The 21,128-nt window shown below is 63.3% G+C and carries 19 protein-coding genes and 1 pseudogene; 6 read left to right on the top strand and 14 right to left on the bottom strand.

Annotated elements, in window-relative coordinates:
- Window positions 1-148: 148 nt before the first annotated feature.
- The 4 genes from FUT88_RS16480 to FUT88_RS16465 all read right to left on the bottom strand — a co-directional run bounded on the left by FUT88_RS16480 (window position 149) and on the right by FUT88_RS16465 (window position 2,424).
- Window positions 149-1,048 carry a LysR substrate-binding domain-containing protein gene (locus tag FUT88_RS16480; RefSeq protein ID WP_147216755.1) on the bottom strand — a complete coding sequence of 300 codons (900 nt, stop codon included), beginning with the start codon at window positions 1,046-1,048 and terminating at the stop codon, window positions 149-151.
- A gap of 499 nt (window positions 1,049-1,547) precedes the next feature.
- Window positions 1,548-1,760: a hypothetical protein gene (locus FUT88_RS26775; RefSeq protein ID WP_147216714.1), complete on the bottom strand. Its 213-nt coding sequence runs from the start codon at window positions 1,758-1,760 to the stop codon at window positions 1,548-1,550.
- Window positions 1,761-1,856: 96 nt separating this feature from the next.
- A complete protein-coding gene (locus FUT88_RS16470) occupies window positions 1,857-2,111 on the bottom strand; it encodes a translation initiation factor 1 (RefSeq protein WP_147216712.1) in 255 nt (84 codons plus the stop codon).
- An 82-nt stretch (window positions 2,112-2,193) separates the two neighbouring features.
- Window positions 2,194-2,424, bottom strand: coding sequence for an isochorismatase (locus FUT88_RS16465; protein ID WP_147216710.1), 231 nt, complete (start codon window positions 2,422-2,424; stop codon window positions 2,194-2,196).
- 627 nt (window positions 2,425-3,051) lie between these two features.
- Here FUT88_RS16465 and FUT88_RS16460 point away from each other — a divergent pair.
- A complete protein-coding gene (locus tag FUT88_RS16460; RefSeq protein WP_147216753.1) occupies window positions 3,052-3,396 on the top strand; it encodes a hypothetical protein in 345 nt (114 codons plus the stop codon).
- 94 nt (window positions 3,397-3,490) lie between these two features.
- Entirely contained in the window at window positions 3,491-3,775 is a 285-nt protein-coding gene (locus FUT88_RS16455; protein WP_147216708.1) for a hypothetical protein, read from the top strand.
- Between the two features lie 38 nt (window positions 3,776-3,813).
- Here FUT88_RS16455 and FUT88_RS16450 read toward each other — a convergent pair whose 3' ends face one another.
- The 5 genes from FUT88_RS16450 to FUT88_RS16430 are packed head-to-tail and all read right to left on the bottom strand — an operon-like array spanning window position 3,814 to window position 10,387.
- Complete coding sequence (locus FUT88_RS16450) at window positions 3,814-4,701, bottom strand: OmpW/AlkL family protein (RefSeq protein ID WP_147216706.1); 888 nt, start codon at window positions 4,699-4,701, stop codon at window positions 3,814-3,816.
- Window positions 4,702-4,759: 58 nt separating this feature from the next.
- Window positions 4,760-6,724 (bottom strand): acyl-CoA synthetase, encoded by a 1,965-nt coding sequence (locus FUT88_RS16445; RefSeq protein WP_147216704.1) that lies wholly within the window; start codon window positions 6,722-6,724, stop codon window positions 4,760-4,762.
- A complete protein-coding gene (locus FUT88_RS16440; protein ID WP_147216702.1) occupies window positions 6,721-7,677 on the bottom strand; it encodes a fumarylacetoacetate hydrolase family protein in 957 nt (318 codons plus the stop codon). Before FUT88_RS16440 ends, FUT88_RS16445 begins: the two co-directional genes overlap by 4 nt.
- A gap of 31 nt (window positions 7,678-7,708) precedes the next feature.
- Window positions 7,709-8,779 carry a VOC family protein gene (locus FUT88_RS16435; protein ID WP_147216701.1) on the bottom strand — a complete coding sequence of 357 codons (1,071 nt, stop codon included), beginning with the start codon at window positions 8,777-8,779 and terminating at the stop codon, window positions 7,709-7,711.
- Between the two features lie 9 nt (window positions 8,780-8,788).
- A complete protein-coding gene (locus FUT88_RS16430) occupies window positions 8,789-10,387 on the bottom strand; it encodes a bifunctional 3-(3-hydroxy-phenyl)propionate/3-hydroxycinnamic acid hydroxylase (RefSeq protein WP_410003888.1) in 1,599 nt (532 codons plus the stop codon).
- Between the two features lie 207 nt (window positions 10,388-10,594).
- Between FUT88_RS16430 and FUT88_RS16425 the strand changes: the two genes are divergently transcribed.
- Window positions 10,595-11,362, top strand: coding sequence for a TetR/AcrR family transcriptional regulator (locus tag FUT88_RS16425; RefSeq protein WP_147216697.1), 768 nt, complete (start codon window positions 10,595-10,597; stop codon window positions 11,360-11,362).
- A gap of 14 nt (window positions 11,363-11,376) precedes the next feature.
- Here FUT88_RS16425 and FUT88_RS16420 read toward each other — a convergent pair.
- Window positions 11,377-12,270, bottom strand: a pseudogene (locus tag FUT88_RS16420) (LysR family transcriptional regulator).
- 103 nt (window positions 12,271-12,373) lie between these two features.
- Between FUT88_RS16420 and FUT88_RS16415 the strand changes: the two are divergent.
- Together FUT88_RS16415 and FUT88_RS16410 are read left to right on the top strand one after the other, a co-directional pair.
- Window positions 12,374-13,237 (top strand): SDR family oxidoreductase, encoded by an 864-nt coding sequence (locus FUT88_RS16415; RefSeq protein ID WP_147216695.1) that lies wholly within the window; start codon window positions 12,374-12,376, stop codon window positions 13,235-13,237.
- 250 nt (window positions 13,238-13,487) lie between these two features.
- Window positions 13,488-14,990 (top strand): sensor domain-containing diguanylate cyclase, encoded by a 1,503-nt coding sequence (locus tag FUT88_RS16410; protein WP_147216751.1) that lies wholly within the window; start codon window positions 13,488-13,490, stop codon window positions 14,988-14,990.
- Window positions 14,991-15,015: 25 nt separating this feature from the next.
- On the opposite strand, the gene FUT88_RS16405 is transcribed toward FUT88_RS16410, so the two are convergent.
- Complete coding sequence (locus tag FUT88_RS16405) at window positions 15,016-16,287, bottom strand: hypothetical protein (RefSeq protein WP_147216693.1); 1,272 nt, start codon at window positions 16,285-16,287, stop codon at window positions 15,016-15,018.
- A 560-nt stretch (window positions 16,288-16,847) separates the two neighbouring features.
- Here FUT88_RS16405 and FUT88_RS16400 point away from each other — a divergent pair.
- Entirely contained in the window at window positions 16,848-17,765 is a 918-nt protein-coding gene (locus FUT88_RS16400) for a LysR family transcriptional regulator (RefSeq protein ID WP_147216691.1), read from the top strand.
- A 36-nt stretch (window positions 17,766-17,801) separates the two neighbouring features.
- Here the strand turns inward: FUT88_RS16400 and FUT88_RS16395 are convergent, their stop codons facing one another.
- The 3 genes from FUT88_RS16395 to FUT88_RS16385 form a co-directional block, all read right to left on the bottom strand.
- A complete protein-coding gene (locus tag FUT88_RS16395) occupies window positions 17,802-18,584 on the bottom strand; it encodes a substrate-binding domain-containing protein (RefSeq protein ID WP_147216689.1) in 783 nt (260 codons plus the stop codon).
- 62 nt (window positions 18,585-18,646) lie between these two features.
- Window positions 18,647-19,942 (bottom strand): MFS transporter, encoded by a 1,296-nt coding sequence (locus FUT88_RS16390; RefSeq protein WP_147216687.1) that lies wholly within the window; start codon window positions 19,940-19,942, stop codon window positions 18,647-18,649.
- Between the two features lie 132 nt (window positions 19,943-20,074).
- A complete protein-coding gene (locus FUT88_RS16385) occupies window positions 20,075-21,103 on the bottom strand; it encodes a GlxA family transcriptional regulator (RefSeq protein WP_147216686.1) in 1,029 nt (342 codons plus the stop codon).
- Window positions 21,104-21,128 lie beyond the last annotated feature (25 nt).

Genomic DNA, 21,128 nt, shown 5'->3' with positions numbered 1-21,128 from the left:
GGGGCGCTCACATGGGTGAGGCTGGCAACCTGCATCGTTGTGGTGCGCTCTGAATGGCGCGTGCAGGCATTCTGGTTGCGGCCGGGCCGCGCCAGAAGAACAAATGCGAGAACCGAGCTTTCACGAAACGCGAAAGCGGCCTTGGAACCTACGGGGTGGTCGACCTCAGATGCTCGATCAATGTGCGGACATGGCGTGGCACCGCATTGATGTCACGCAGGCCCAGCAACAGGCTCCGCTGGGCCCAGTCATCCTTGAGCGCGATCTGGCGCAGCTGCATTGAGCGCACCAACTCACGTACCGCCTGCAAGGGGAGCACGGCGACACCCATCCCGGCGGCGACCATCTGGCACATTGCGTCGAAGCTTCGCACGCGAATGCGCAGCTTGAGGCGACGCCCCATGGCCTCGGTTTCGGTCTGTAAGCGTTCGGCCAGCGATGTCCCTTCTGACAGGCTGACAAAGTCGTAGTCGAGGGCTTCGACCAAATGAAGCTCTCTGCGACGGCTGAGCGGATGCTGCTTGGGCACGACCAGCCCGAGATGGTCTTCGCGGTAATCCAGACACTGGAGGCCCAGCGTCGGCGTGCGGTCCGCAAAGATGCCGACGTCAGCCCGGCCGTCGAGCACGGCCAGGACAATATCGCTGCTGTTCTTCTCTTCCAGCTCGATGCGGATGCCCGGATTGGCCTGCGTGAACGTTGCCAGCTGCTGTGGGAGGAATTGCGTCACCGCGGAGGTATTCGCCCAGAGCCGCACGACGCCGACGATGCCCGAGGTGAAGTCCGACAATTCGGCGGCAAGCAGATCGACGTCCGCGAGGATGCGCTGCGCATGGCGGTAGAGCGCCTGGCCAGCCACCGTGAGCGTCACGCCCCGCGAATGGCGCTCCAACAGCGGCGCGCCCATCCCGACCTCCAGATCGGAAATCCGCTTGCTCGCAGCGCCAACCGCCAGATGCGCCAATGCGGCCGCCTTGCTGATGCTGCCCGTGCGCGCCACCAAAGCGAACAGCGACAGAGAAACAAAATCGATGCGGTGTGGGTTGATCATGGCAGCAGATTGATGGGTCTTGCTCAGCGGATGGTATAGCCGGCCGTGCCGACAACGCTACCGTCTCGCAAAACACCGCATGCTGAACCTCTGGTGAGGCGCTCGTCGATCTCAAACATTCGATGTCGGGTGTGTGAGCGCGACATTCCGCGGTCAAACACCCGCGCATGGCCCTCCGAGGTCTGAACGCGGGCCCAAAACATCCGACCCATCGGACCTCGGAGACCCGTGCTTCGCCGTCAAAGGGGCGACGTTGTCCCGTTGAGGCCGACGCTCGACCGTCAGAGGGTGGAAGGCGTCTCTCGGAGGTCGGAAATTTGGAGCTCAGACTGCGGAATGCGACGGTTTGAGGCTCGCATGCCGCCCTCCAGGGTTCGACGTCGACGCTTGACCGTCCATGTTCAAGCCACAGACGCCCCTGATTGATCGCACGCCTTGGAACGCACGAGCAGAGCGAGGCGATGCCATGGCGCAATGGCGTCGGCAATGCAGTCGCCTAATCATCGAGGGACCATCCCGGGTTGGGCACGTTTTTCCCTTCGCGATAGGTCCAGTTCGCGCCGCACGTGCGGCATATGAACGTGCTCACCGTGACGGCGGAAGTCTTGGAGGCTTTGATGCGCTGCGTGTCAGTGATTCTCAGGAAAGCATGGCCTGGCGCACCAAGTCGGTGGACTTCGATCGCAAGGCAATCGCGGCAAAGTGTCATGCCAACTCCTCTCTTAAGTAACGTGGGCCTGATATGGGGCGGGCGCCGCGGAAGCGCCTTGGCATTAGGCTACGCGTTCGTCAACATCGTCTTCGGCTAGACGCCAAACACAGGGCCGCCGTACTTCAACAGCAATTGCTCGATCTGGCTCATGTCATCGGTGCGCGGCGTTCTGTCTTCCGTCACACGTGAGGGGCCGCCATAGACGGCAGCCACATGCCTGCGCACCGTCAGTACATCATCGGCCGGTGGCGTGACGATGACCGCATCACCCGGTACGTGCCGATAGCTGCCATCTTTCCACCCCTGGGGCGTCAGATGCAGCTCTTCCCACTCTTCACTGGCAGACATGGTGATTTCCTTCTCTTTGACTTCGGAGTTGCGCCTGCCGTTGCCGCAAGCGAAAAAGCCGCCCTAAGGCGGCTTGCGTGGTTCAGTTCGTGTGGCGGTGCGTCAGGCGTGCGATGGCCGCTCTTCCGGCAAGCCGCGCGGCATTCCTCGCGAGGGCTTCGGTGCCATGCACGTTGTGGCGCATCGAGACGTTGGCGAGAAGGCGTTCCGTGCCATCCCGGTACTCGTTGATGAGATAGGTGGCAAACCAGACGCCGGGTTCTTGTTCAATTGGGTACACGGATACCGTGTACGGGGAGTCGACTTTGTTCAATACAGTGCTAGGTTCGGGCGAGAGCAGATGCAGGCGGGGCGCTGGGCAAACCAGTTCCGGCTGACGAGCTACGCCACGATGGGTAAGGCCAATGCTTTGCCGCAGGCATGCAAATGCATGGCGCAAGCGATTGGAAACGAGGTGACCGTACTTGCGTAGGAGAGCACGCCAGTACATGCGCGCTGCATACGGAGCGGATAAACCGCCGGTCAGGTAGGTGATGGGCCACACGGCCCAAGGTGATTCGGGTGTACGCCCGACGGGTGGCCAGCGCTTTATGTGTTGTCTTGCTGGGCACCCTGCCCGATCCATTTGAACGATGGGCAAAGGTTGCGCATGGTAACAGCTTCTCGCAACCCCCGCTCGTCGCGAGCGGCATTGGCTTACCCCGCTGCTGAGCACACGCAGCATCCTATGCCGCACTTCGAAAGATCGTCATGCCGCCGCGCATTGATCGGAGTAGAGTGAGCCCGGCCGCAGCACTACGGTTCTTGCGTCGTTCAGTACGAAAGCATGGGTTTCCGCACCTGGGCGCTCTTGCCTGCTGATGTGGCGACTCGCGGCGTGAATCACATTCACCGCGTCTGGAATGGGCGCCCCACCTTGCATGACCAGCCAGGAAACAAGATGACGCATGCCTCTGGTAAGACCAGCTTTCTCTGCACCCTCCCCGGCGCGGCAAAGAGCATGGCGTATTCCATCACGGTCGGTTTTATCCGCGATGGGGAGCCGAACTGCGTGCAGTTCACCAGTTTCGTTGGTGAAGGAAGGCGGTCCTTCAGGCTGTTGGCAAGCGCCCCGGATCTTGGGGCCGCAGCCAAGGGCAGCATTGAAGCCTTGTGTCGGCTGGCCATCGGGCAAGTGATTCGAGACAGTCTTCACGCGAAAACTGCGCAGGGCGACCATACGCTCGACATGCGCGTGCAGCCTTGGGAAGGCGATCTCAGACCGGCGGGATCACGTCACGCATAGGCGCCGCTTCGTCCGCATTTGGTTATTCGCGGGTAGTTCAACGAAGCCGGCACAAAGAGCGTACAGTGGGCCACCCCCTTCAACGGAGATTGCCGTGGACGCTTATCCGATTTGCCGCTACAAGGGGTTCGATGTTTACCCCCTCATCTATCTGTTCGATCCGCCTCGTGAATGGCACGAGCCTCGTCCCGACCGGTCTTACAGTGCTTCCGTGTTGATCTGCGAGGAAGGGCAGCCACCGAGTACCGAACGCTCCCGGATCTTCCCACTGCTGGCCACCCAATGGGACAGCATTGGAACGGCAAAACGCGCTGCCGCGAAGATGGCCGAAGACATCATCGATGGATTTGTGCCTGGCCTGCCCTTGCATTCCCTGTAACCGCATCCCTTAGTAGTTACGCAGTAGTGGGCGACCCACTAGAACCGGTATCCAACATTCAGGCTGAAGACGACCGGCTTCACGTTGATCACCGTCTTGTTGACGGCCAGTACCTGGCCTTCCTGGCTGCGCAGCGTGATGGTCGAAGTGGTCTTGAGCGGCAGATAGGCGACGGTGCCGACCAGCGTCCAGTTCTGGGCGAACTCGTAAGACATGCCGATGTTGGCGACTGGCGCCCAGGAACTGGAGGTCGCTGCTGACACTTTGGCGGGGCCGGTCGGGATCTGGCCCATACCCAGCTGCAGGACTTGGCCGAGGTTCTGCATCGCGCTGACGAAATTCGGGTTCAGGCGCAGTTGGGTGAAGAAGTTGTAGCTGACGCCCGCGCCGATGAACGGCCGCAGCCTGCTCTGCGCGGTGCCGAAGTAGTACTGCCCAATGAGCGCAGGATTCCACGCACGGGCAGATGCGACCGGGTTGTTCTTCGGCAGTCCCAGATCAATGAGCGTGAGGTTGCCAAGCGCCGGCACCGGCGCGATGACCTTGCCCCGGCCGTAGATGTCAGTGGTGGGCGGGATGCCGCCGACCGCCGTAACGGCCCAGTTGTCGTTGACGAAATACGTCTGCGTGAGTGACAGCGTGGTTGAGCTGCCCGTCTTGGCGCTGGTGCCAGGCGATTCATAGGTGCCCAGGCCCAGCGCGCTGGTCGAGGTGGACAGCGGCGTTGACGAATCCGTGGGATGAATATGAAGCACCCCAACCGAGAGCACGTTGCGCCCGCGGATGTAGCGGTCAAAGAAGCTGCCATCGCTGGCGGCCTGCGCTTCGTTGGATTGGGCATGTGCCACGGGAGCTGCCATTGCGATGGCGGCCGCCACGGCAAAAAAAGAACGAGCGGGGGCGGAGCGCAGAGTGAAGTGCGCCATGGTGTGTCTCCTGTTTTGGAATCGTTGTATTGGCTAAGGCAGGCTGGGGCGTGACGGACTAGGGAGGCGCGCCTCCGTCTGACGAGATGGAAAACGAAAACGGGAATCGGCCAAGGACGGCCGCCACGCCATCGTGCGATGCCGGGTCGCGCAGGCCCGCACGTACCGAGATGCCGGTAGTCTTGTCTTCATCCAGCACGAGGCGCACGCCCTCGATGCCTGCGTCGCGCAGCGCGCAGTGCAAGGCATCGGCGGTTTCCATGCGCTTGAGCGCGGGCTTGAAGATCTTGCCCACCGCCGTGAGCGGCATGGCATCAACGATGTGGATTTGCTTTGGCTGCGCAGCGCGCTCAAGGATGGTTTCGCGCACGAAGTCGGCTAGTTCTTCGTGGCTGGCCGTGGCGCCGGGCTTGAGCTGGACGTACGCCACGGGCAGCTCGCCGGCATGTGCATCGGGCCGCCCGATGGCCGCCGCGATCTGCACAGCCGGGTGCCGGTGCAGCGGCTCTTCAATGGTGGCCGGATCGATGTTGTGGCCGCCACGGATGATGAGTTCCTTCTTTCTGCCGGTCAGCCAGAAATAGCCGTCACCGTCCATGCGGCCGAGATCGCCCGTGTTGAGCCACGCCCGGCCATCGCCCAGGTCGATCCACAGTCCCTTGTTGTGCTCGGGCTGCACGTAGCCGCCGAAGACGTTCGGGCCCGAGATGACGAGGACACCAGCTTCGTCGGTAGTGCAATCACGCAGATACCGGCCGTCTTCACCGAGCACTATGGCCTTCATGAGTTGGCCCGGCACACGCAGGCCAATGGAGCCGAGTCGCCGGTCGCCCAGCGGTGGGTTGACGCTGCTCACGCACGTGCCTTCGGTCAGGCCGTAACCCTCCAGAATCTTGACGCCGGTGCGCTGCTGGAACGTGCGGAAGACTTCGACGGGCATGGGTGCCGCGCCGCACAGGCCGTACTGCAGCGAGCCGATGTCGTGCTTGCCAACGGGCACATCGAGCAACGCCGCATACAACGTCGGCACCGCGCTGAAAAAGTTGATGCGATGGTGCTCGACGATCTCCCAAAAACGCGCGACAACACCCTCGCCGCGATAGCCTTGGGGCGTGCCGAGCACTACGTGCGCGCCCTTGGAAAACGGCAGAAGACCGGTCGCCAGCACGGCGTTCACATGAAACAGAGGCAGCCCGCAGAAGATCGTTTTGCCAGGGCCGACGCTGTTGCCGAGGAACTGGCCTGCGGCCCACGCATTGGCCACCTCGTTGCCATGGCTGCGCATGGCAATCTTGGGCAGGCCGGTGGTGCCGCCCGTGCAGAAATATGAAGACGTATCCCCCGCCTTGAAGACGCGCGGAAACGCCAGCGTTGCGCCGGATTCACGCGCCATCGCCGGGCCGAAATCGTGCAGGTGGATATGTCTGGGCACGGCTGCACGAACGCCTTCCCGGCCGTACAGCCGCGTGCACTCCCTGCGCTGCACGAGTCGCGCCATCCAGCCCTTGGGCCCGCGTACTCGGTCGGCCAGGTTGACGAGCACCAGATGCTCGAGCGATGCCACCTCGCCCAGAATGCGCTGCACCTTCGGCCACAGATCGGTGCCCGGAAACGGCGCCAGCGTAACGAGCACGCGCGCGCCGGCAGCCTTCAGCAGATCGGCAATGGCGGGCCCTTCAAGCAGCGGGTTGATGGCGCAGACCGTGCCCGCCGCCTCGCCGCCCCAGATCACGAAATGCGTTTCCGGCAGGTTCGGCAGCACGTAGGCCACCACTTCATCGCGGCGAATCCCTAGCCGCGTGAACAGGTTGGCCGTGCGCGTGATGTCTCGCACGAGCTCGCGATACGTCCACGTCTGCGCCTTGCGATGATCCGCCGCGCGCAGGAAGAACGAGAGCGCTGGTGCAGACGGGTTGATGGCGGCGCCGCGCCGGATCATTTCGTACGTACTGGTCGGTAGGTCTGAGGGCATTCCCCGCGCTTCAATGGCGAGGATGTCGCCCTGGTTTGCAATGCCGTTCATGCTGCGTCTTCCACCACGCGGTTGCGCTGCGTGCCGAGGTCGATCTCGCTGTCTGCGCTGAAGATGCGCGCTTCGACAACGTCGCCGGGCTTCAGGTATTGCGGGCGCGCAGCCTGCACCTTCATGAACATCCGCCACTTGGTAACTTCCGGCAACAGCGCAGCGATGCGCTGCTTGGCGGGGGACGGCACGCTCAGTGCGCACCCCGCGGGCGTTCCCGTGGCGATCAGGTCACCGGTGTGCAGATCGTGAACGCCCGACAGCTCGGTCAAGGTTTCTGCGGGCCCGTGGACCAGGTTGGCGGTGGAATCGCTTTGCCGGATCACGCCGTTGACCGTCAGCCTGAGTTGCAGATCGCGCAGCCGGCCGAAGTCGCGTTGCTGCAACAGGCACAGGTACGGGCCCACCGGGCCGAACGTGCGATAGCTCTTGCCCTTGTAGAACTGCATCTGCGGAATCTGGATGTCGCGCGCCGAGTAGTCGTTGACGATGACGATGCCCGCCACGTAGTCATGCAGGTTGGCTTCCGTGACCGACTCGCGTGTCGTCACCTCGCGTTTCATAACGAGGCCCAGCTCGATCTCGTAGTCGAGAAACCGCACGTGGCGTGGCCGCACCACATCGGACGTGGCCGGCACGATGCAGCCCGGCGCCTTGGTGAACACCATGTTGAAGTGCTTTGCATCCGGGTTCATGCCCGATTCGATCATGTGCTGGCGGTAATTCGCACCCAGGCAGACGAACTGCTGATTGCGCGTGACCGGCGAAAGGATTTCGACCTCAGACACCTTGATGGCGGTGCCGGCCAACCCCGAAAGCGCTTCCACCGTGTTGGACTGGAGAAACGCCGCGGTGGTCGGGAAATCGCCCGGAATGGGCGTGATCATGCCGGCGCGGATCACGCCCCACTGGGCGCGACCCTGGTATCGGTAATGGAGGACATTCAGTGCCATGGGCGTATCGGGGCTGTCGGTAAAGGAAGGGTTACGCGAAAAGCTTGGCCAGCGTGCGCAATTTGCCGACAGTCAGGTCGGGGCTGTTGCGCAGGTTGCGCAGCAGCGCGACGAGCTTGGACAGAGAGAGCTTGGGTTTCGTAAAGCTGCGCGGCATGACAGGGCCCCATTGCGACATCGCTTCACGGCTCACGGCATGGATACCGGTGGGCTGGTCGGCGGTGAACATGTCGCCGTCGCAGTAGTGTTCGTGCTTGTCGCCCCAGGGGTCTTGCCAGTAGTCGAAGATCTGGCTGCCCAGGATGTGCCGGCCGATGCCCCACGCATGCTTCCAGCCGCGTTCGCGCAGGATGCGCTGCCCCATGCCGATGGCATCGGCGTCGATCACTTCAAATGCGCTGTGGCTGTAGATCGGCGCGAAGCCCTGCGCGAGTGCGAGCGTGTGGTGATCGGCAGGCGTTGCGCCCAGGTCGAGCCGCATGAACGCCACCGCCGGTGAGCCATCGGGCAGCACCTGCACATCGCTGGGAATGAAGCCGAAGTGCTGTGTGTACCAGGCGCTCGTGGCCTGGTAGTCGGCCACTTCCAGCACGACGTGGCCCAGGCGGATGACCTCTTGCGGCTTCGCCTGAACGCGCTGCGTGTCATTCACGCGGACGATGCTGTCGGCCGTATTGAGCGCCATTGCCGAACGATGCGGCAGCGTGCCGCCGGGCGCCTGGCCCCAGACGGCGTCGACGCGAAAGCCAGACGGATCACGCAGGCGTACGCACAGTCCGCCGCCCGGTGCGGTGATTGGCTCCACGCCCGGTGCACCCGGCACGCGGGCGAGCGCTTCCAGGTCTTTGCTGTCGGCAACACGCAAGCCGAATCCGACAAAGCGGTCTGTGTCTGCCTTGTGGACGACATAGCAGAACGGGGCGGCACTGGTGCCGCGCATGAACAGCCGTTCGCCGTCGCGCGCCACGGTGTGCAGGCCGAAATCGGTCAGGAACTGCTCTGCCTTGGTCAGGTCTGGCCGCTCGAAGATCAGGTAGGCCAGTTCGATCGCCTTGGTGGTCGGGCGTGGGTGGCGTGCAGGTTGGGCAGTCGTAAGTTTCATGGTGAGACCTCAAGCGGCGCGTGCGACAGGAGCCAGGGAAGACGCCTGCCCGGCAGATGCGCCGAGCAATGCGAGGCTTTCTCGTACAAGGCGCGCGGCATCCTGTGCCGGGCCGTCATGGACGATGGTGCGATCAGGGCGGATGACGGCGGCCCAGCCAACGGGCACGGAGCCCGGCAGAAAAACCCCTTCAAGGTCTTCCCACGACTCGCCTTGCACGGCGTGCAGGCGCTGCCCACGATGCGTGATTCGGAACACCTTCCCGCCCGCGGCGGTAAACGCGTTGGCGGTGCCGGCATCCAGTTGTGCGCTGACGTCTTGGCCAAACCCAATCAACGCGAGCGCGCCGCCAAACACGTCATCGCTCAATCGGGTCGTGCCATCGGCGCCACGCACCCAGCCTTGGGCAAGCACGGCGCCACGGCGCAAACGCGAGCCGCCCTTTCCATTGACGAACAGGCCGCGTGCGAACGCGTTCTTCGGTTTGATGCCGAGTTCTTCGAGCTGCGTGCGCAGCGGGGGAACCAGGCGCACAAGGCGCATGAGCCCGTGCGTGAGCAACGCAATGCCTGCGTTGCGCGGCATCACGAGCTTGCCCATGAACTTCGCGAGATTGATCATCGCCTTCGCATGCGGGCGGCGTTCGCGATCGTACGAATCAAGAATGCCCGGCGCCGCGCGGCCCTGGACGACCCATGCCAGCTTCCAGCAGAGATTGGCCACATCCCGCAGACCAGCAACAAGCCCCTGTCCAACGAAGGGCGGCGTAATGTGCGCTGCGTCTCCGGCAAGAAAGACCCGCCCCTTGCTGAACGTATCGACCACGCGTGCGTGAAAGCGATAGACCGCCTTGCGCTCGATGACGATGTCGTCGACGTTGCACCACGGCTTGAGCAAGGTGCGGATGCGTTCGTCCGATTCCATTTCGGCGCGCGTCTCACCGGGGCTGAGCATGAACTCCCAGCGTTCGCGGCCGCCTGGGGCCGTCATGTGAGGCGTCGGGCGACGATGGTTGCAGAGGAACTCGACGTGGTCGATCGGGCTCGGCACGTTGCGCGCATCGACGATGAGCCAGTCTTCGGCAAACGTCTTGCCCTTGAACGCCTGGCCGATCATCCCACGCACGACGGAACTGGCGCCGTCTGCGCCGATGACGTAGCGCGCACGCACGCGATGCGTCTGTCCGCAAGCCAACGCGACTGAAGCGACGACGTGGTCGTCGGCGGCTTCAAGCCCGTTGCACTCGGCGCCCAGCGCGGTGTGCACGCCGTCGTATTGCTGGAGCTGGCGCCGCAGGCTGCGCTCGAGATCGGGTTGGTAGAACGTGACGAGCTTCGGATGGCCGTCGGCGCCGCCGAGCGTATTGACGCGCGCGAATTCGCCAAACACCGGCGAGCGCATGCGCACAAACGGGATCGCAATGGTCTCGAGTTCGCGCTCGCCAATGCCCGCCATCTGCAGGATGCGTAGCGCTTCGTTGTCGAGTGCGATGGCGCGAGGCGCCATGAAGATCTCCGTGGATTTCTCGACGACCAGCACCCGTACGCCGTATCGGGCCAGCAGATTTGCAGCCATGGCGCCTACCGGGCCGAAACCCACGATCAGCACGTCGACTGCGGAAGGCAAATCAACGGCCTGGGATGACCGGGGCGTGAACGGAAGCGCTTCCTGCGCCTCATGTGCAGCTGTCTCCACGCGAACTCCTGTTCTTGTATCGCCCTTGGGGTGGGCGTTTTCGATATTCAAATCATAACTGATAAATTTGTCAACTTTGATCAGGTTAAACTCTAACCCCCGCTTCATCGACTCGACTCCATGCCCAGGACTTCCACCCCCCGCCCCGCCAAGGCCACTAAATCCGCCACAGCGGCTGCAGCGGCCAAGCCGGCGGCCACCGCCATTGAAGAAAAGGAGCCGCGCGGAGCGCGTCGCAAACGCGAGACACGCTCGCGCCTGTTAGAGGCGGCGCTCAAACTGATGGCCGAGAAGGGAATGGAGGGCGTTGCGATCAACGAGATCACCGAGGCCGCGGATGTCGGCTTTGGCTCGTTCTACAACCACTTCGAATCGAAAGAGGCGATCTACCTGGCGCTGACGGACTGGGTGTTCGAAGAGTTCGCAGACACGCTGGACCGGATTGCCGGGGGCCTTGCCGACCCGGCCGAAGTGATTGCCGTATCGGTGCGGCACACGCTGCTGCGCGCGCGACGTGAGCCGGTGTGGGGGCAGTTCCTGATTCGCGAGGGCTTCTCGCCGCGCATCCTGAGTCGCGGGCTTGGCCAGCGGCTGCTTCGCGATATCGGGCGTGGCGTCGCGGCAGGTCGGTTTGACGCGCCCGATCCATTGATGAGCCTGATTTCCGTTGGCGGCACCGTCCTCGCCGCCGTGGCTGTCGGCGTGCAGATCGATGCGCAATCGGAGCCGGCGGCCACGCTGCTGGCAAGCCTCAGCGACAGCAAGAGCGATTTTCCGGAGCGGGCGGCATCCGCGCTGCTGCGCATGCTCGGGCTGAGCCACGCCGAGGCAGAAGAGATCGCGCATCGCCCATTGCCGGAAATGCGCGGAGACCCCGAGGCTCTATAACCGGATCCCTCGAGTCAGGAACGGATAAAGGCCGCTAGCTCTTCGGGCTCGCCCGTCGGGAACGCGTCTTTGAGGTGCTCGAGAAAAGCGGAAACACGAGCGCTGAGCAGCCGCCGGGAAGGATAAAGCGCCCATAGCGCGATATCGGGGCCATCCACATCGCCCCAATGCACCAACGCGCCGGCCTCCAGATCGTGCGCCACGAGGGACACGGGCAGGCACGCGGCACCCACGCCAAGACGGACGGTGTCGCGCACCATGATCAGCGACGACAAGTGCGCGACGGGCTTGATCGCGATGCGCGCCTTGCCCTTGGGCCCCGTGATGTCCCAGGCGGCGCTTCCCGTGCCGGCGCCGCGCAGGACGGCCGGCGCAGCGCTCTTGCCTGTTGGCCGCGCAAGTCCCGGCTTTGCCACGACGACCAGGCGATCGCGCAGAAATACGCGTCCGATCAGGCTTTCGTCCGGGTCCGGGTTGACTCGGATCACGAGGTCATACCCTTCCTCGATCATGTCGACGCCGCGGTCTTCGGTCGTCACCTCCAGCTGCACGTCGGGATACTTCAACGCGAACGCGGCCACCAGCTTGCCCATCGCGATCTGGGAAAACAGCATAGGCGCGCTGATGCGCAGTCGGCCGCGCGGGCGTTCGCTTCCCGATGCGATTGCCGCGGCGGTCTCGGCAATCTCGGCGAGCAGCGTGCCGGTACGTTCCTACAACGCCTGGCCTTCCTGGGTGAGCTTGAGCCCGCGTGATCCGCGCTCAAACAATCGAAGGTCAAGACTGCCCTCCAGCTCCGAGACCCGGCGAGAAAGCGTTGCCTTCGGCCGCCCTGTCGCCCGCGCGGCCTCGCCAAAGCTTCCATGTCGGGCGACCAGGTTGAAATCCGCAAGCGCCAGCCAATCCATGTGTTCCACCATTGATACACCCTGTCTATTTATAGCATCTTCCGGACCATATATGGATCACCTACCTTAGCTGGGACCCCAACCCACTCAAGGAGTGAACATCATGACCATCCTCGTTACTGGTGCTACCGGCCGCGTCGGCCGCCAAGTCGTCGATCAACTCGTCAAGCGCGGTGCGGACGTACGCGCGCTGGTGCGCGACCCGTCAAAAGCAAACTTTCCGGCCAGCGTGAATGTCGTCCAGGGCGACATGCTGGATCTGGATTCGCTGCGGCGTGCCTTCGCCGGGGTCCGGACGCTGTTCCTGCTCAATGCTGTCGCCGGGGACGAATTCACGCAGGCTTTGATTGCGCTGAACGTGGCGCGCGAATCCGGCGTTGAGCGCGTCGTCTATCTGTCGGTCATGCACGCCGAGCGTTTCGTGAACGTGCCGCATTTTGCAGTGAAGTCCGGCGCGGAACGCATGATCGAGCAGATGGGCTTCAGCGCCACCATCCTGCGTCCGGCCTACTTCATGGACAACGAACACATGGTCAAGGACGTCATCGTCAACCATGGTGTCTATCCGATGCCGATCGGCAGCAATGGCGTCGCGATGGTCGACACGCGCGACATCGCAGAAGTCGCGGCCATCGAGCTGGTCCGCCGGGATGCGGCGCCGGGCAAGCTGCCGATCGAGATCCTCAACCTCGTGGGCCCCGATACGCTGACGGGCCCCGAGCTGGCCTCGATCTGGTCAGAAACGCTCGGCCGCCCCGTGGCCTACGGCGGCGACGATCCGACCGGCTTCGAGACCAACGTGGCGAACTTCCTGCCCAAATGGATGGCTTACGAGATGCGCCTGATGGCCGAACGCTATGTGAGCGACGGCATGGTTCCGCAAGCCGGCGATGTCGAGCGTCTGACTACCCTGCTCGGCCGGCCGCTGGGTTCGTATCGTGATTTCGCTGCGGCGCTCGCACGTTGAGCCGCGTGCGGATGCGGGCGGGCCGACGCCGACTGGCGAGGCGTCGGAGTTCGTCTGCCCCTTCCGCGCCTCGTGTCCGGCGGCCGGGCTTACGACGGAACCCGCACGCCGCACTGCAGTTTTGGTGTCTTGTGCCGATAACCACCGGTGACGGCGTGCCCCACACGCATCCATACCGTCCCCAAGATCGACCGCACGATGCCTCGTCGAACAGGCAGCGGTGCGGTTTGTCGTCGCCCAAGACAACGACATGCCCCTTCGTCCCTTTGCCCAACGGCTGGCCACATTGGCAGGCCACCATCCCCTGATCGTTGGTGCACTGGGAACGTTGCTGACATTCATTGTCCTGGCAATCAGTGTGCTGACGCTGTGGGCCAACCGGGAAACGGCTATCGAGCATGCTCACGACACTTCGAAGAATGTCGCAGCCGTTCTGGCAAGCCACATCTCACGCACCGTTGAATCGGCAGATCAGTCGTTGCTGATGCTGATTGCCGCGCTCGACAAGCCCGGCATCCGAAACCTCGATCCGGAGGTCCTGCACGATCTGCTGTTCAACCCGACGGCTTCCGCGCGGTATGTCACGGGCATGGGCGTGACCGACGAGAAGGGCCGGCTCGTTGACGGTTGCTGCTCGGCGACGCACCGCTGGGATTTCAGCGACCGCGACTACTTCATCGTCCATCGCGACCATGCAAACGTTGGCCTCTATATCTCAGCGCCCTACAAAGCGCGGTCGCGCGGCGGCGTGGAAGCCATTGCGCTGAGCCGGAGGATGAACCGGCAGGACGGGACCTTTGCCGGCACCGCGCTGGTCGCCATCGACCTCGATTACTTCAAGCAGCTGCTTGAGAAGCTCGATATCGGGCCGCACGGCGTCACGGCCATTGTCCGCACCGACGGAACACTGGTGGCAAGAAGTCCGCCGCATGGCGCAGTCCGCACGGTCAATTTCAGCAAATCGCTGACGTTCCCGCGCATGGTGAACCAGGAGTCCGGCTTCTATGTGGCGCCATCTGCGAGCGATGGCGTGCTGCGCCTCTATACGTTCCAACGCGTGCCCGGCACACCCTTCATCGCTGTGGTCGCCCCGGCCATGACCGATGCGCTTGAAGCGTGGCGGCGGCTGTCATGGATCGTGGGACTGTCGTCGCTGTCGGTGAGCTTGGCCTTTTGCGCCGGCGTCTGGCTCCTGGCATTTGCGCTGCGTGGGCGCGTCATGGCCGAAACCCACCTGCGGGAGCTTACGCAAACCGATCCGCTCACCGGGCTGAAGAACCGGCGCGCCCTGGATGTCGCGCTGGAAAATGAGTGGGATCGCCTGCAACGGAACGACAGTCGCCTATCCGTGCTCTTCGTCGATGCCGATCATTTCAAACGCTATAACGACGAGCACGGCCATGCTCAGGGCGACATCGCGCTGCAGTATCTCGCCCACTGCATTTCCAAGCATGCGCGACGACGCGGCGATCTCGCGGCTCGATACGGCGGAGAGGAATTCGTGGTGCTGTTGCCCGATACAGGCGAGACCGGCGCAACACGCATCGCCGAAGCCATCCGTGCCGAAGTGGAAGGAACCCGCGCCGGCCCCGGCGACACAGCCTTGGCCCCTTTCACGGTGAGCATCGGTTGCGCGACCGCACGGCGCGCGAGCTTCGCGTCGCTCACCGCATTGACCAAGGCTGCGGACGATGCGCTCTACGAAGCCAAGCGCAAGGGCCGCAACCGCGTTGACTACGCGACGGCTATCTAGCCTCGCATGAGCGCCGCCCGCCCGGTTATTGCAGGGTGGCTCCGCCCCCGCCGAGGTACAGACCGAGCAGGCGCGCAAACTGGCCGCCGTCGGTGTTGATCGTCGTCTGGTACGTACCGCCCGAGCCGAAGACGATGGCGAAGGTATGGCCGTCGCCGTATTCCTGTGTGTTGCGCAGCATGTAATCGACGCGGTTATCCCGGTAGTGCTGGTTGGTGCCACCCGCCGTGCTGGACGGCACGCCCAGCGGCGTCTGCCACCACAGAATGGGCAGCCCATTCCCCAACGCAGTCCGATAGTCCAGGTAACTGCTTTGCGACTGATGGAAATTCGGCGTGGCGATGTTGCTCTCGTCCCAGTAGAAAATGCCGCTGCGGCCTGTGCACTCCGACACGGCGGCAGCTTCCAGGCAGCCGGCGTCGCGGTCGCTGGTCTGGGCGACGATGAAGTCGGCCTGGTGCGCAGCCGCAGCGCGCATTTCCCCCGCAACCGCGGTCGGCGATCCCGACCAGAACGCGGGCGGGAATCCGATCAGCGCCTTGGGCGCGATCTGGCGGGCCATCTGCACCAGGCACTGCCCGATGCCGGCGGCGGTGTTGGGCAGGCTGCTGCATTCCGGCTGGCTGTTCACCACCGCGGCCATCTGCGTGGGATCATGGCTCGGGGCCTGCGCCCACACGTAGCCCCAGAAATCGGGCTCCAGGTTGATCAGCACGGGCGCATTCAGCGCAGCGATGCGTTGATACATCAATCGCGCCTGGCTCCAGTACGTGTTCATGAAGGTCGCATCGGTGATGCCGCTCAGGTTGCCGTCACCGTTCTGCGCCATCTGGTAGAAGGTGAACATCGGGGTGGCGCCATAGGTCTGGGCAGCTTGCGCGGCATACGTGATGTACGCGCCGTCAGGGCTGTTCCAGTAAGGCCACGAACCCGGCCCCGCGCCTACGAGGTAGACGTCGATGATGTCCGGCCGAATGCCCTGGCTCTGCATATCCGAAATCGACTGGCCCGAACCGAGGCCGACGAGCACGCGCGAAGGCTTGCCCAATTTCTGGACGAGCGCTGCGCTGTTCGACAGGGTCGATGTACTGCCGCCGGTCGTTCCACCGCCGTTTCCGCCGGTCTGGCCACCCGGGGTCCCTCCACTGCTGCCACCACTGGTACCGCCTTGCGCCCCTGTGCCGCTGCCCGTGCCCGTCGTGCTGCTGGCCTGCGTGCTATCGGATCCGCCACCACAGCCCGCCAGCGCAAACGCAATCGCTGCGGCGGCAATCCATCGTTGAGAAAACACGATCATCAAAGAAATCCTTGAAAGAAGAGATGCATCTGATATCTGGTTGCTGGGCCCTCCTTCGAGCCCGCGGCATTCAGTTCGCCATGCGCGACGTCATCTGTGCAGCGCTGAATGCGCCGCGATAGATGCGGCGTCATCGACAGGGCCTTCGCGCGTCGAAGCATCGGTGCGAAACGTTGACCATGCTGCCCAGCTGGCAAGCCTCTTCCAACAGCGGTGCCCCGGACACCGGCTTGTTGCACATACACCCTCCCAACTTCTTTGTTGTCGTCAAACCGGGCGCAAGGCTGCACGAACCGTGCCACACCCCCTACGAAAGAGGGGTGACATGCCTTGGTGCGACATGTGACACGAAGCGTCGGCGCATTTCAACGCATTGGCAGGTTTGATGAGCTTTTTTGATAAAGCGCTTGAGCGCTGCCGGACGCGACCTCTTGGAATCTGCGCCCCATGTCGGTGCACAGCGTTCAACTGGGCAAGCCCTGCCGCGTGCCGCTGGAGACGTGTCACCCCCGTGATAAATCGCGCAAAATGCTGCGCATCTGGGATGTGGAGGCTGGCCGGTGGGCATCAATTTCGATTTGACGGACTTGCAGGCGTTTCGCGCGGTGGTGGAATTGGGCAACTTCCGCAAGGCTGCCGAGGCGATCAGCATTTCCCAGCCCGCGTTGAGCCGTCGAATCGACAAGCTCGAAAGCGCGCTCGGCGTGCCCCTGTTTGAGCGGACCACACGCCGCGTCACGCTCACCACGGTCGGCCGCGTGTTCGCCCGCAGTGCCGAACAACTGCTCGACGATCTGGACGTCGCACTGCTCGGCATCCGCGATATTTCATCGAGCCGCCTGGGGCAGGTGACCATCGCGTGCGTGCCGTCGGTGGCCTACTACTTTCTGCCGAACCTGATTGCGCGCTATCACCGCCGCTTTCCGCGCATCCGCGTCAAGCTGCTGGATGCGAGCGCGAACGAAGTGCTGAGTGCCGTCATCAGCGGCGAAGCAGATTTTGGCGTGAGCTTCATGGGCAGCCAGGAGCCCGAAATCGAATTCAAGATGCTGCTGCAGGAGCGGTTTGTTGTTGCCTGCCGACGCGATCATCCGCTCGCCCGAAAAAAGCGCGTGACGTGGAACGAGCTTTACGAACACGAATACGTGTCAGTGGACAAGACCTCCGGCAACAGACTGCTGCTCGATCAGGCGCTCTCGGCCGTTGCACCGCGAGCGCCAAGCGTCTGTGAGACGCGGCACGTCACGACGATGCTGGGGTTGGTGGAAGCGGGGCTCGGTGTCGCTGCGGTGCCATCGATGGCCATGCCTGGGCATGACCATCCGATTCTCACAAGCGTGCCGCTGGTGGAGCCGGTCGTGAACCGGCGCGTCGGGATCGTGAAGCGGCGCGGCCGGGCGCTTACACCAGCCGCAGAGGAATTTCACCGCATGATCATGGAAGCGAAGCGCGGAGGCGTGACGTCAAGCGACGCCTAACGAGCACCGCTTGACATGCCGCGCGAGCGCAGTGACTCAATGCGCAAGTACCGAATCGAGGCCCGTCGATTTCACGTCCGGCTGCACCCCCGGCGAAGCGAGATAGTCGAGAAGCGCCTTGGCTTCCTTCGGGTGCTGCGCACCGACGGGGATGCCCGCAGCAAAGCGCGTCACAGATTGCAGCGACTCCGGAATCTTTCCGACGAAGGCCGCACCCTGCACCGGCAGCAGTTCGCTCACTTGCTGGAAGCCGACTTCGTAGTCGCCGGTGGCCACCACGGATGCCACCGGAATGCGCGGAATCATCTTCGCCTTTGCCTTGACCTGCTCTTCAATGCCCAGCTTCTTGAACAGCTCGCGCTCGATATAGACGCCGCTTGCACTGTCCGAGTAGGCGATCGACTTGGCATGCAGCAGCACTTGCTTGAGGGCCTCGGGTGAGCTGATATCGGGCTTGGCTGCACCTTCGCGCACCACCATGCCGATGCGCGAGTCGGCCAGTTCCACGCGCGAATCCGGGATGACCTTGCCTTGCTTGATCAGATCGTCGAGTGCGTAGCCGACCATGATCACGGCGTCGGCAGGTTCGCCGCGTGCGAGCCGATTCGGAATCGCTTCGGGCGACTTGCCCATCGACGGGCCGAGTGCAGTGTCGAGCGTGTTGCCCGTCTGCGCGGCGAACTTGGGCCCAAGCAGCTTATAGGCTGCCGTAAAGCCCCCAGAACTCATGACGTGCAGTTCAGCAGCGTGGACGGTGGCTGCCACCACCGAGGTTGCGACGAGCGCGGCTGCGCACAGGTTCCGAAACAGAGTCTTCATGATTGGGGTCATGCCAAGTCGTACGTGTTTGCGAATATGCGGAACGGGGGATGCGCTGGGCGTCAGTGCGCCGGCGCCAGCGTTACTGCACGGCGGCGATAGAGCGTCAACGTTGCCAGGAGTGCGCACGCGGCGGCAAGACTCATCCAGTAGCCAGGGGCCGCCTTGTCGCCGGTCATATGAATGGCCGCTGTCGAGATGGCCGGTGTAAAGCCGCCGAACACTGCCGTGGCGAGGCTGTAGGCGAGCGAGAACCCGGCAACGCGCACCTGCACGGGCATCACTTCCGTAAGCGCGACGACCATCGCGCCGTTGTAGATGCCGTACATGAACGACAACCACAGCAGCACGAGCAGCATGTTCGTGAAGCTGGGCGCGTGCGCGAGGAACGAAAGCGCCGGGTATGCCGTGGCGATGGTCAGCATCGTCATACCGATCAGCAGCGGGCGACGGCCGATCCTGTCGGAAAGCGCACCGCCAATCGGCAGCCACACAAAGTTCGACACCCCCACGCAGAGCGTCACGAGCAGGCTGTCGGCCGTACTCAGATGCAAGACGGTTTTGCCGAACGTCGGCGCATAGACAGTGATGAGGTAGAAGCTCGTCGTGGTCATCGCCACCAGCATCATCCCGGCGAGCACGACGCCCCAGTTTTGCAGCAGCGTGCCGAACACCTCCTTCATGCTCGGACGATGCTTGCGCGCCTTGAACTCCTGCGTTTCTTCAAGATTACGGCGCAGCACAAAGATGAACGGCACGATCATGCAACCGACGAAGAACGGCACACGCCATCCCCATGCGGCGATGGCCGGTGCACTGAGCCATTGGTTCAGCGCGAAGCCCAAACCTGCCGCCACGACGATGGCGACCTGCTGGCTGGCGGACTGCCAGCTCGTGAAAAAGCCCTTGCGGCTCGGCGTGGCCATCTCGGCCAGATAGACCGATACGCCGCCCAGCTCCGCACCGGCCGAGAAGCCCTGCAGGAGACGCCCCAGCAACACGAGCGCCGGTGCCAGGAGACCAATCGTGGCGTAGCCGGGAACGAACGCGATCAGCACCGTCCCGCTTGCCATGATGGACAGCGTGACGATGAGCCCCTTGCGGCGGCCAACGTCGTCAATGTAGGCGCCGAGCACAATCGCGCCGAGCGGCCGCATCAGAAAGCCGGCGCCAAAAACAGCGAACGTCATCATCAGCGAGGCGAACTCGCTTTCGGTCGGAAAGAAGACGTTGGCGATCTGCGTGGCGTAGAAGCCGAACAGGAAGAAGTCGAACTGCTCCAGGAAATTCCCGGCGGTGACGCGGAAGACCGCAGCGGCCTTGGATTGCCCGGTCGAAAGGCTGGACGGGGGGTGCATCGAGGTGTCTCCTGGAAGCCAAAAAAAAGAATACGCCGTTGGACGGCGTTTGTCGTTTTGGCAATGTTCGCCGGGAGACCGACAAACGAGAAGTGCAATTTTCGGAAGGATTGATGTTCTTTGGTTATCAATCTATCCATCGATGGGGGCAGCGGTGCCTTGCGCTTGCCGCACGCTGAAGCGCTCCCGGTACAGGCCTGGCGTAATGCCAAGCCGCTTCTGGAACACCCGGTGCAATGCGTGAACGCTGCCAAAACCGGCGCGCTCGGCGACACGCGCCAAGGGCCAGTCGGACGTTTCGAGCAGGGCCTTGGCACGCCCGATTCGTGCGGATTCGACGAACTGCGCCGGCGTCATGCCGATTTCCTTGCGGAACGCGCGAGAGAACGTCCGCTCGCTCATATCGGCACGCGCCGCAAGCGCGGGACCCGACAGATTGCCGGTCGGATCTTCCACAATCCTGGTCGCCAGATTGCGCAAGCGCGGCACCGCTGCAGCCTGCATGGTCAGCGCCGAACTGAGCTGGGTCTCGCCGCCCGGCCTGCGCATGAAAAGCACCATTTGCCGCGAGACCGCCAGCGCTGTCTGCGCATCGCAATCCGCTTCGACCAACGCCAGGCACAGGTCGATGCCGGCCGTGATCCCTGCCGAGGTGTAAATGGGCGGTTCGGCCACGAAGATGACATCCGACTCCACGTCGATCTGCGGACGCAGTTCTTTCAGCAGCGCAAGCGAGTTCCAATGCGTCGTAGCGCGCTTGCCGTCCAGGAAGCCGCCTGCAGCAAGAACAAAAGCGCCCGTACAGACGCTTGCAAGCCGGCGGACTTCGGGCGCACGCGATTTCAGCCACGGAATCAGGTCGGTCTCGAAGATGACCTTTCGGAGCCCCTCTTCGCTTCCGCCCGCGACGATGACCGTATCGATATCGCGCGGCAAGTCGGCGAGCGCAACCGTATCGCCAAGACAAAGCCCGCCCGCTGAACTGCAAGTCACGGCACCGCCTGCAGGAGAAGCAAGAGCGATCTCATAGGGCGCGACGTGCTGCGGCCTGTGATGGTTTGCCATCGCGAAAACTTCCATCGGCCCGACAACATCGAGGGCCTGCACCCCGTCGTAGGCAATGACGGCGATGCGCCTTGGCTTGAGAGTCCACGCGTGCATTGGCGAAAAATGCGATCAATTTGTC

It is taken from the genome of Ralstonia sp. TCR112, assembly GCF_007997035.1.
Taxonomy (GTDB): domain Bacteria; phylum Pseudomonadota; class Gammaproteobacteria; order Burkholderiales; family Burkholderiaceae; genus Ralstonia; species Ralstonia edaphi.
This window is presented reverse-complemented; position numbering and strand designations above follow the sequence as displayed.

What these genes read in the sequence shown, in the direction of transcription:
- FUT88_RS16425 (WP_147216697.1), top strand. Translation starts at nt 10,595, where the DNA reads ATGCCCAGGACTTCCACCCCCCGCCCCGCCAAGGCCACTAAATCCGCC.
- FUT88_RS16390 (WP_147216687.1), bottom strand. Translation starts at nt 19,942, where the DNA reads ATGCACCCCCCGTCCAGCCTTTCGACCGGGCAATCCAAGGCCGCTGCG.
- FUT88_RS16435 (WP_147216701.1), bottom strand. Translation starts at nt 8,779, where the DNA reads ATGAAACTTACGACTGCCCAACCTGCACGCCACCCACGCCCGACCACC.
- FUT88_RS16395 (WP_147216689.1), bottom strand. Translation starts at nt 18,584, where the DNA reads ATGAAGACTCTGTTTCGGAACCTGTGCGCAGCCGCGCTCGTCGCAACC.
- FUT88_RS16445 (WP_147216704.1), bottom strand. Translation starts at nt 6,724, where the DNA reads ATGAACGGCATTGCAAACCAGGGCGACATCCTCGCCATTGAAGCGCGG.
- FUT88_RS16405 (WP_147216693.1), bottom strand. Translation starts at nt 16,287, where the DNA reads ATGATCGTGTTTTCTCAACGATGGATTGCCGCCGCAGCGATTGCGTTT.
- FUT88_RS26775 (WP_147216714.1), bottom strand. Translation starts at nt 1,760, where the DNA reads ATGACACTTTGCCGCGATTGCCTTGCGATCGAAGTCCACCGACTTGGT.
- FUT88_RS16450 (WP_147216706.1), bottom strand. Translation starts at nt 4,701, where the DNA reads ATGGCGCACTTCACTCTGCGCTCCGCCCCCGCTCGTTCTTTTTTTGCC.
- FUT88_RS16440 (WP_147216702.1), bottom strand. Translation starts at nt 7,677, where the DNA reads ATGGCACTGAATGTCCTCCATTACCGATACCAGGGTCGCGCCCAGTGG.
- FUT88_RS16470 (WP_147216712.1), bottom strand. Translation starts at nt 2,111, where the DNA reads ATGTCTGCCAGTGAAGAGTGGGAAGAGCTGCATCTGACGCCCCAGGGG.
- FUT88_RS16385 (WP_147216686.1), bottom strand. Translation starts at nt 21,103, where the DNA reads ATGCACGCGTGGACTCTCAAGCCAAGGCGCATCGCCGTCATTGCCTAC.
- FUT88_RS16415 (WP_147216695.1), top strand. Translation starts at nt 12,374, where the DNA reads ATGACCATCCTCGTTACTGGTGCTACCGGCCGCGTCGGCCGCCAAGTC.
- FUT88_RS16460 (WP_147216753.1), top strand. Translation starts at nt 3,052, where the DNA reads ATGACGCATGCCTCTGGTAAGACCAGCTTTCTCTGCACCCTCCCCGGC.
- FUT88_RS16410 (WP_147216751.1), top strand. Translation starts at nt 13,488, where the DNA reads ATGCCCCTTCGTCCCTTTGCCCAACGGCTGGCCACATTGGCAGGCCAC.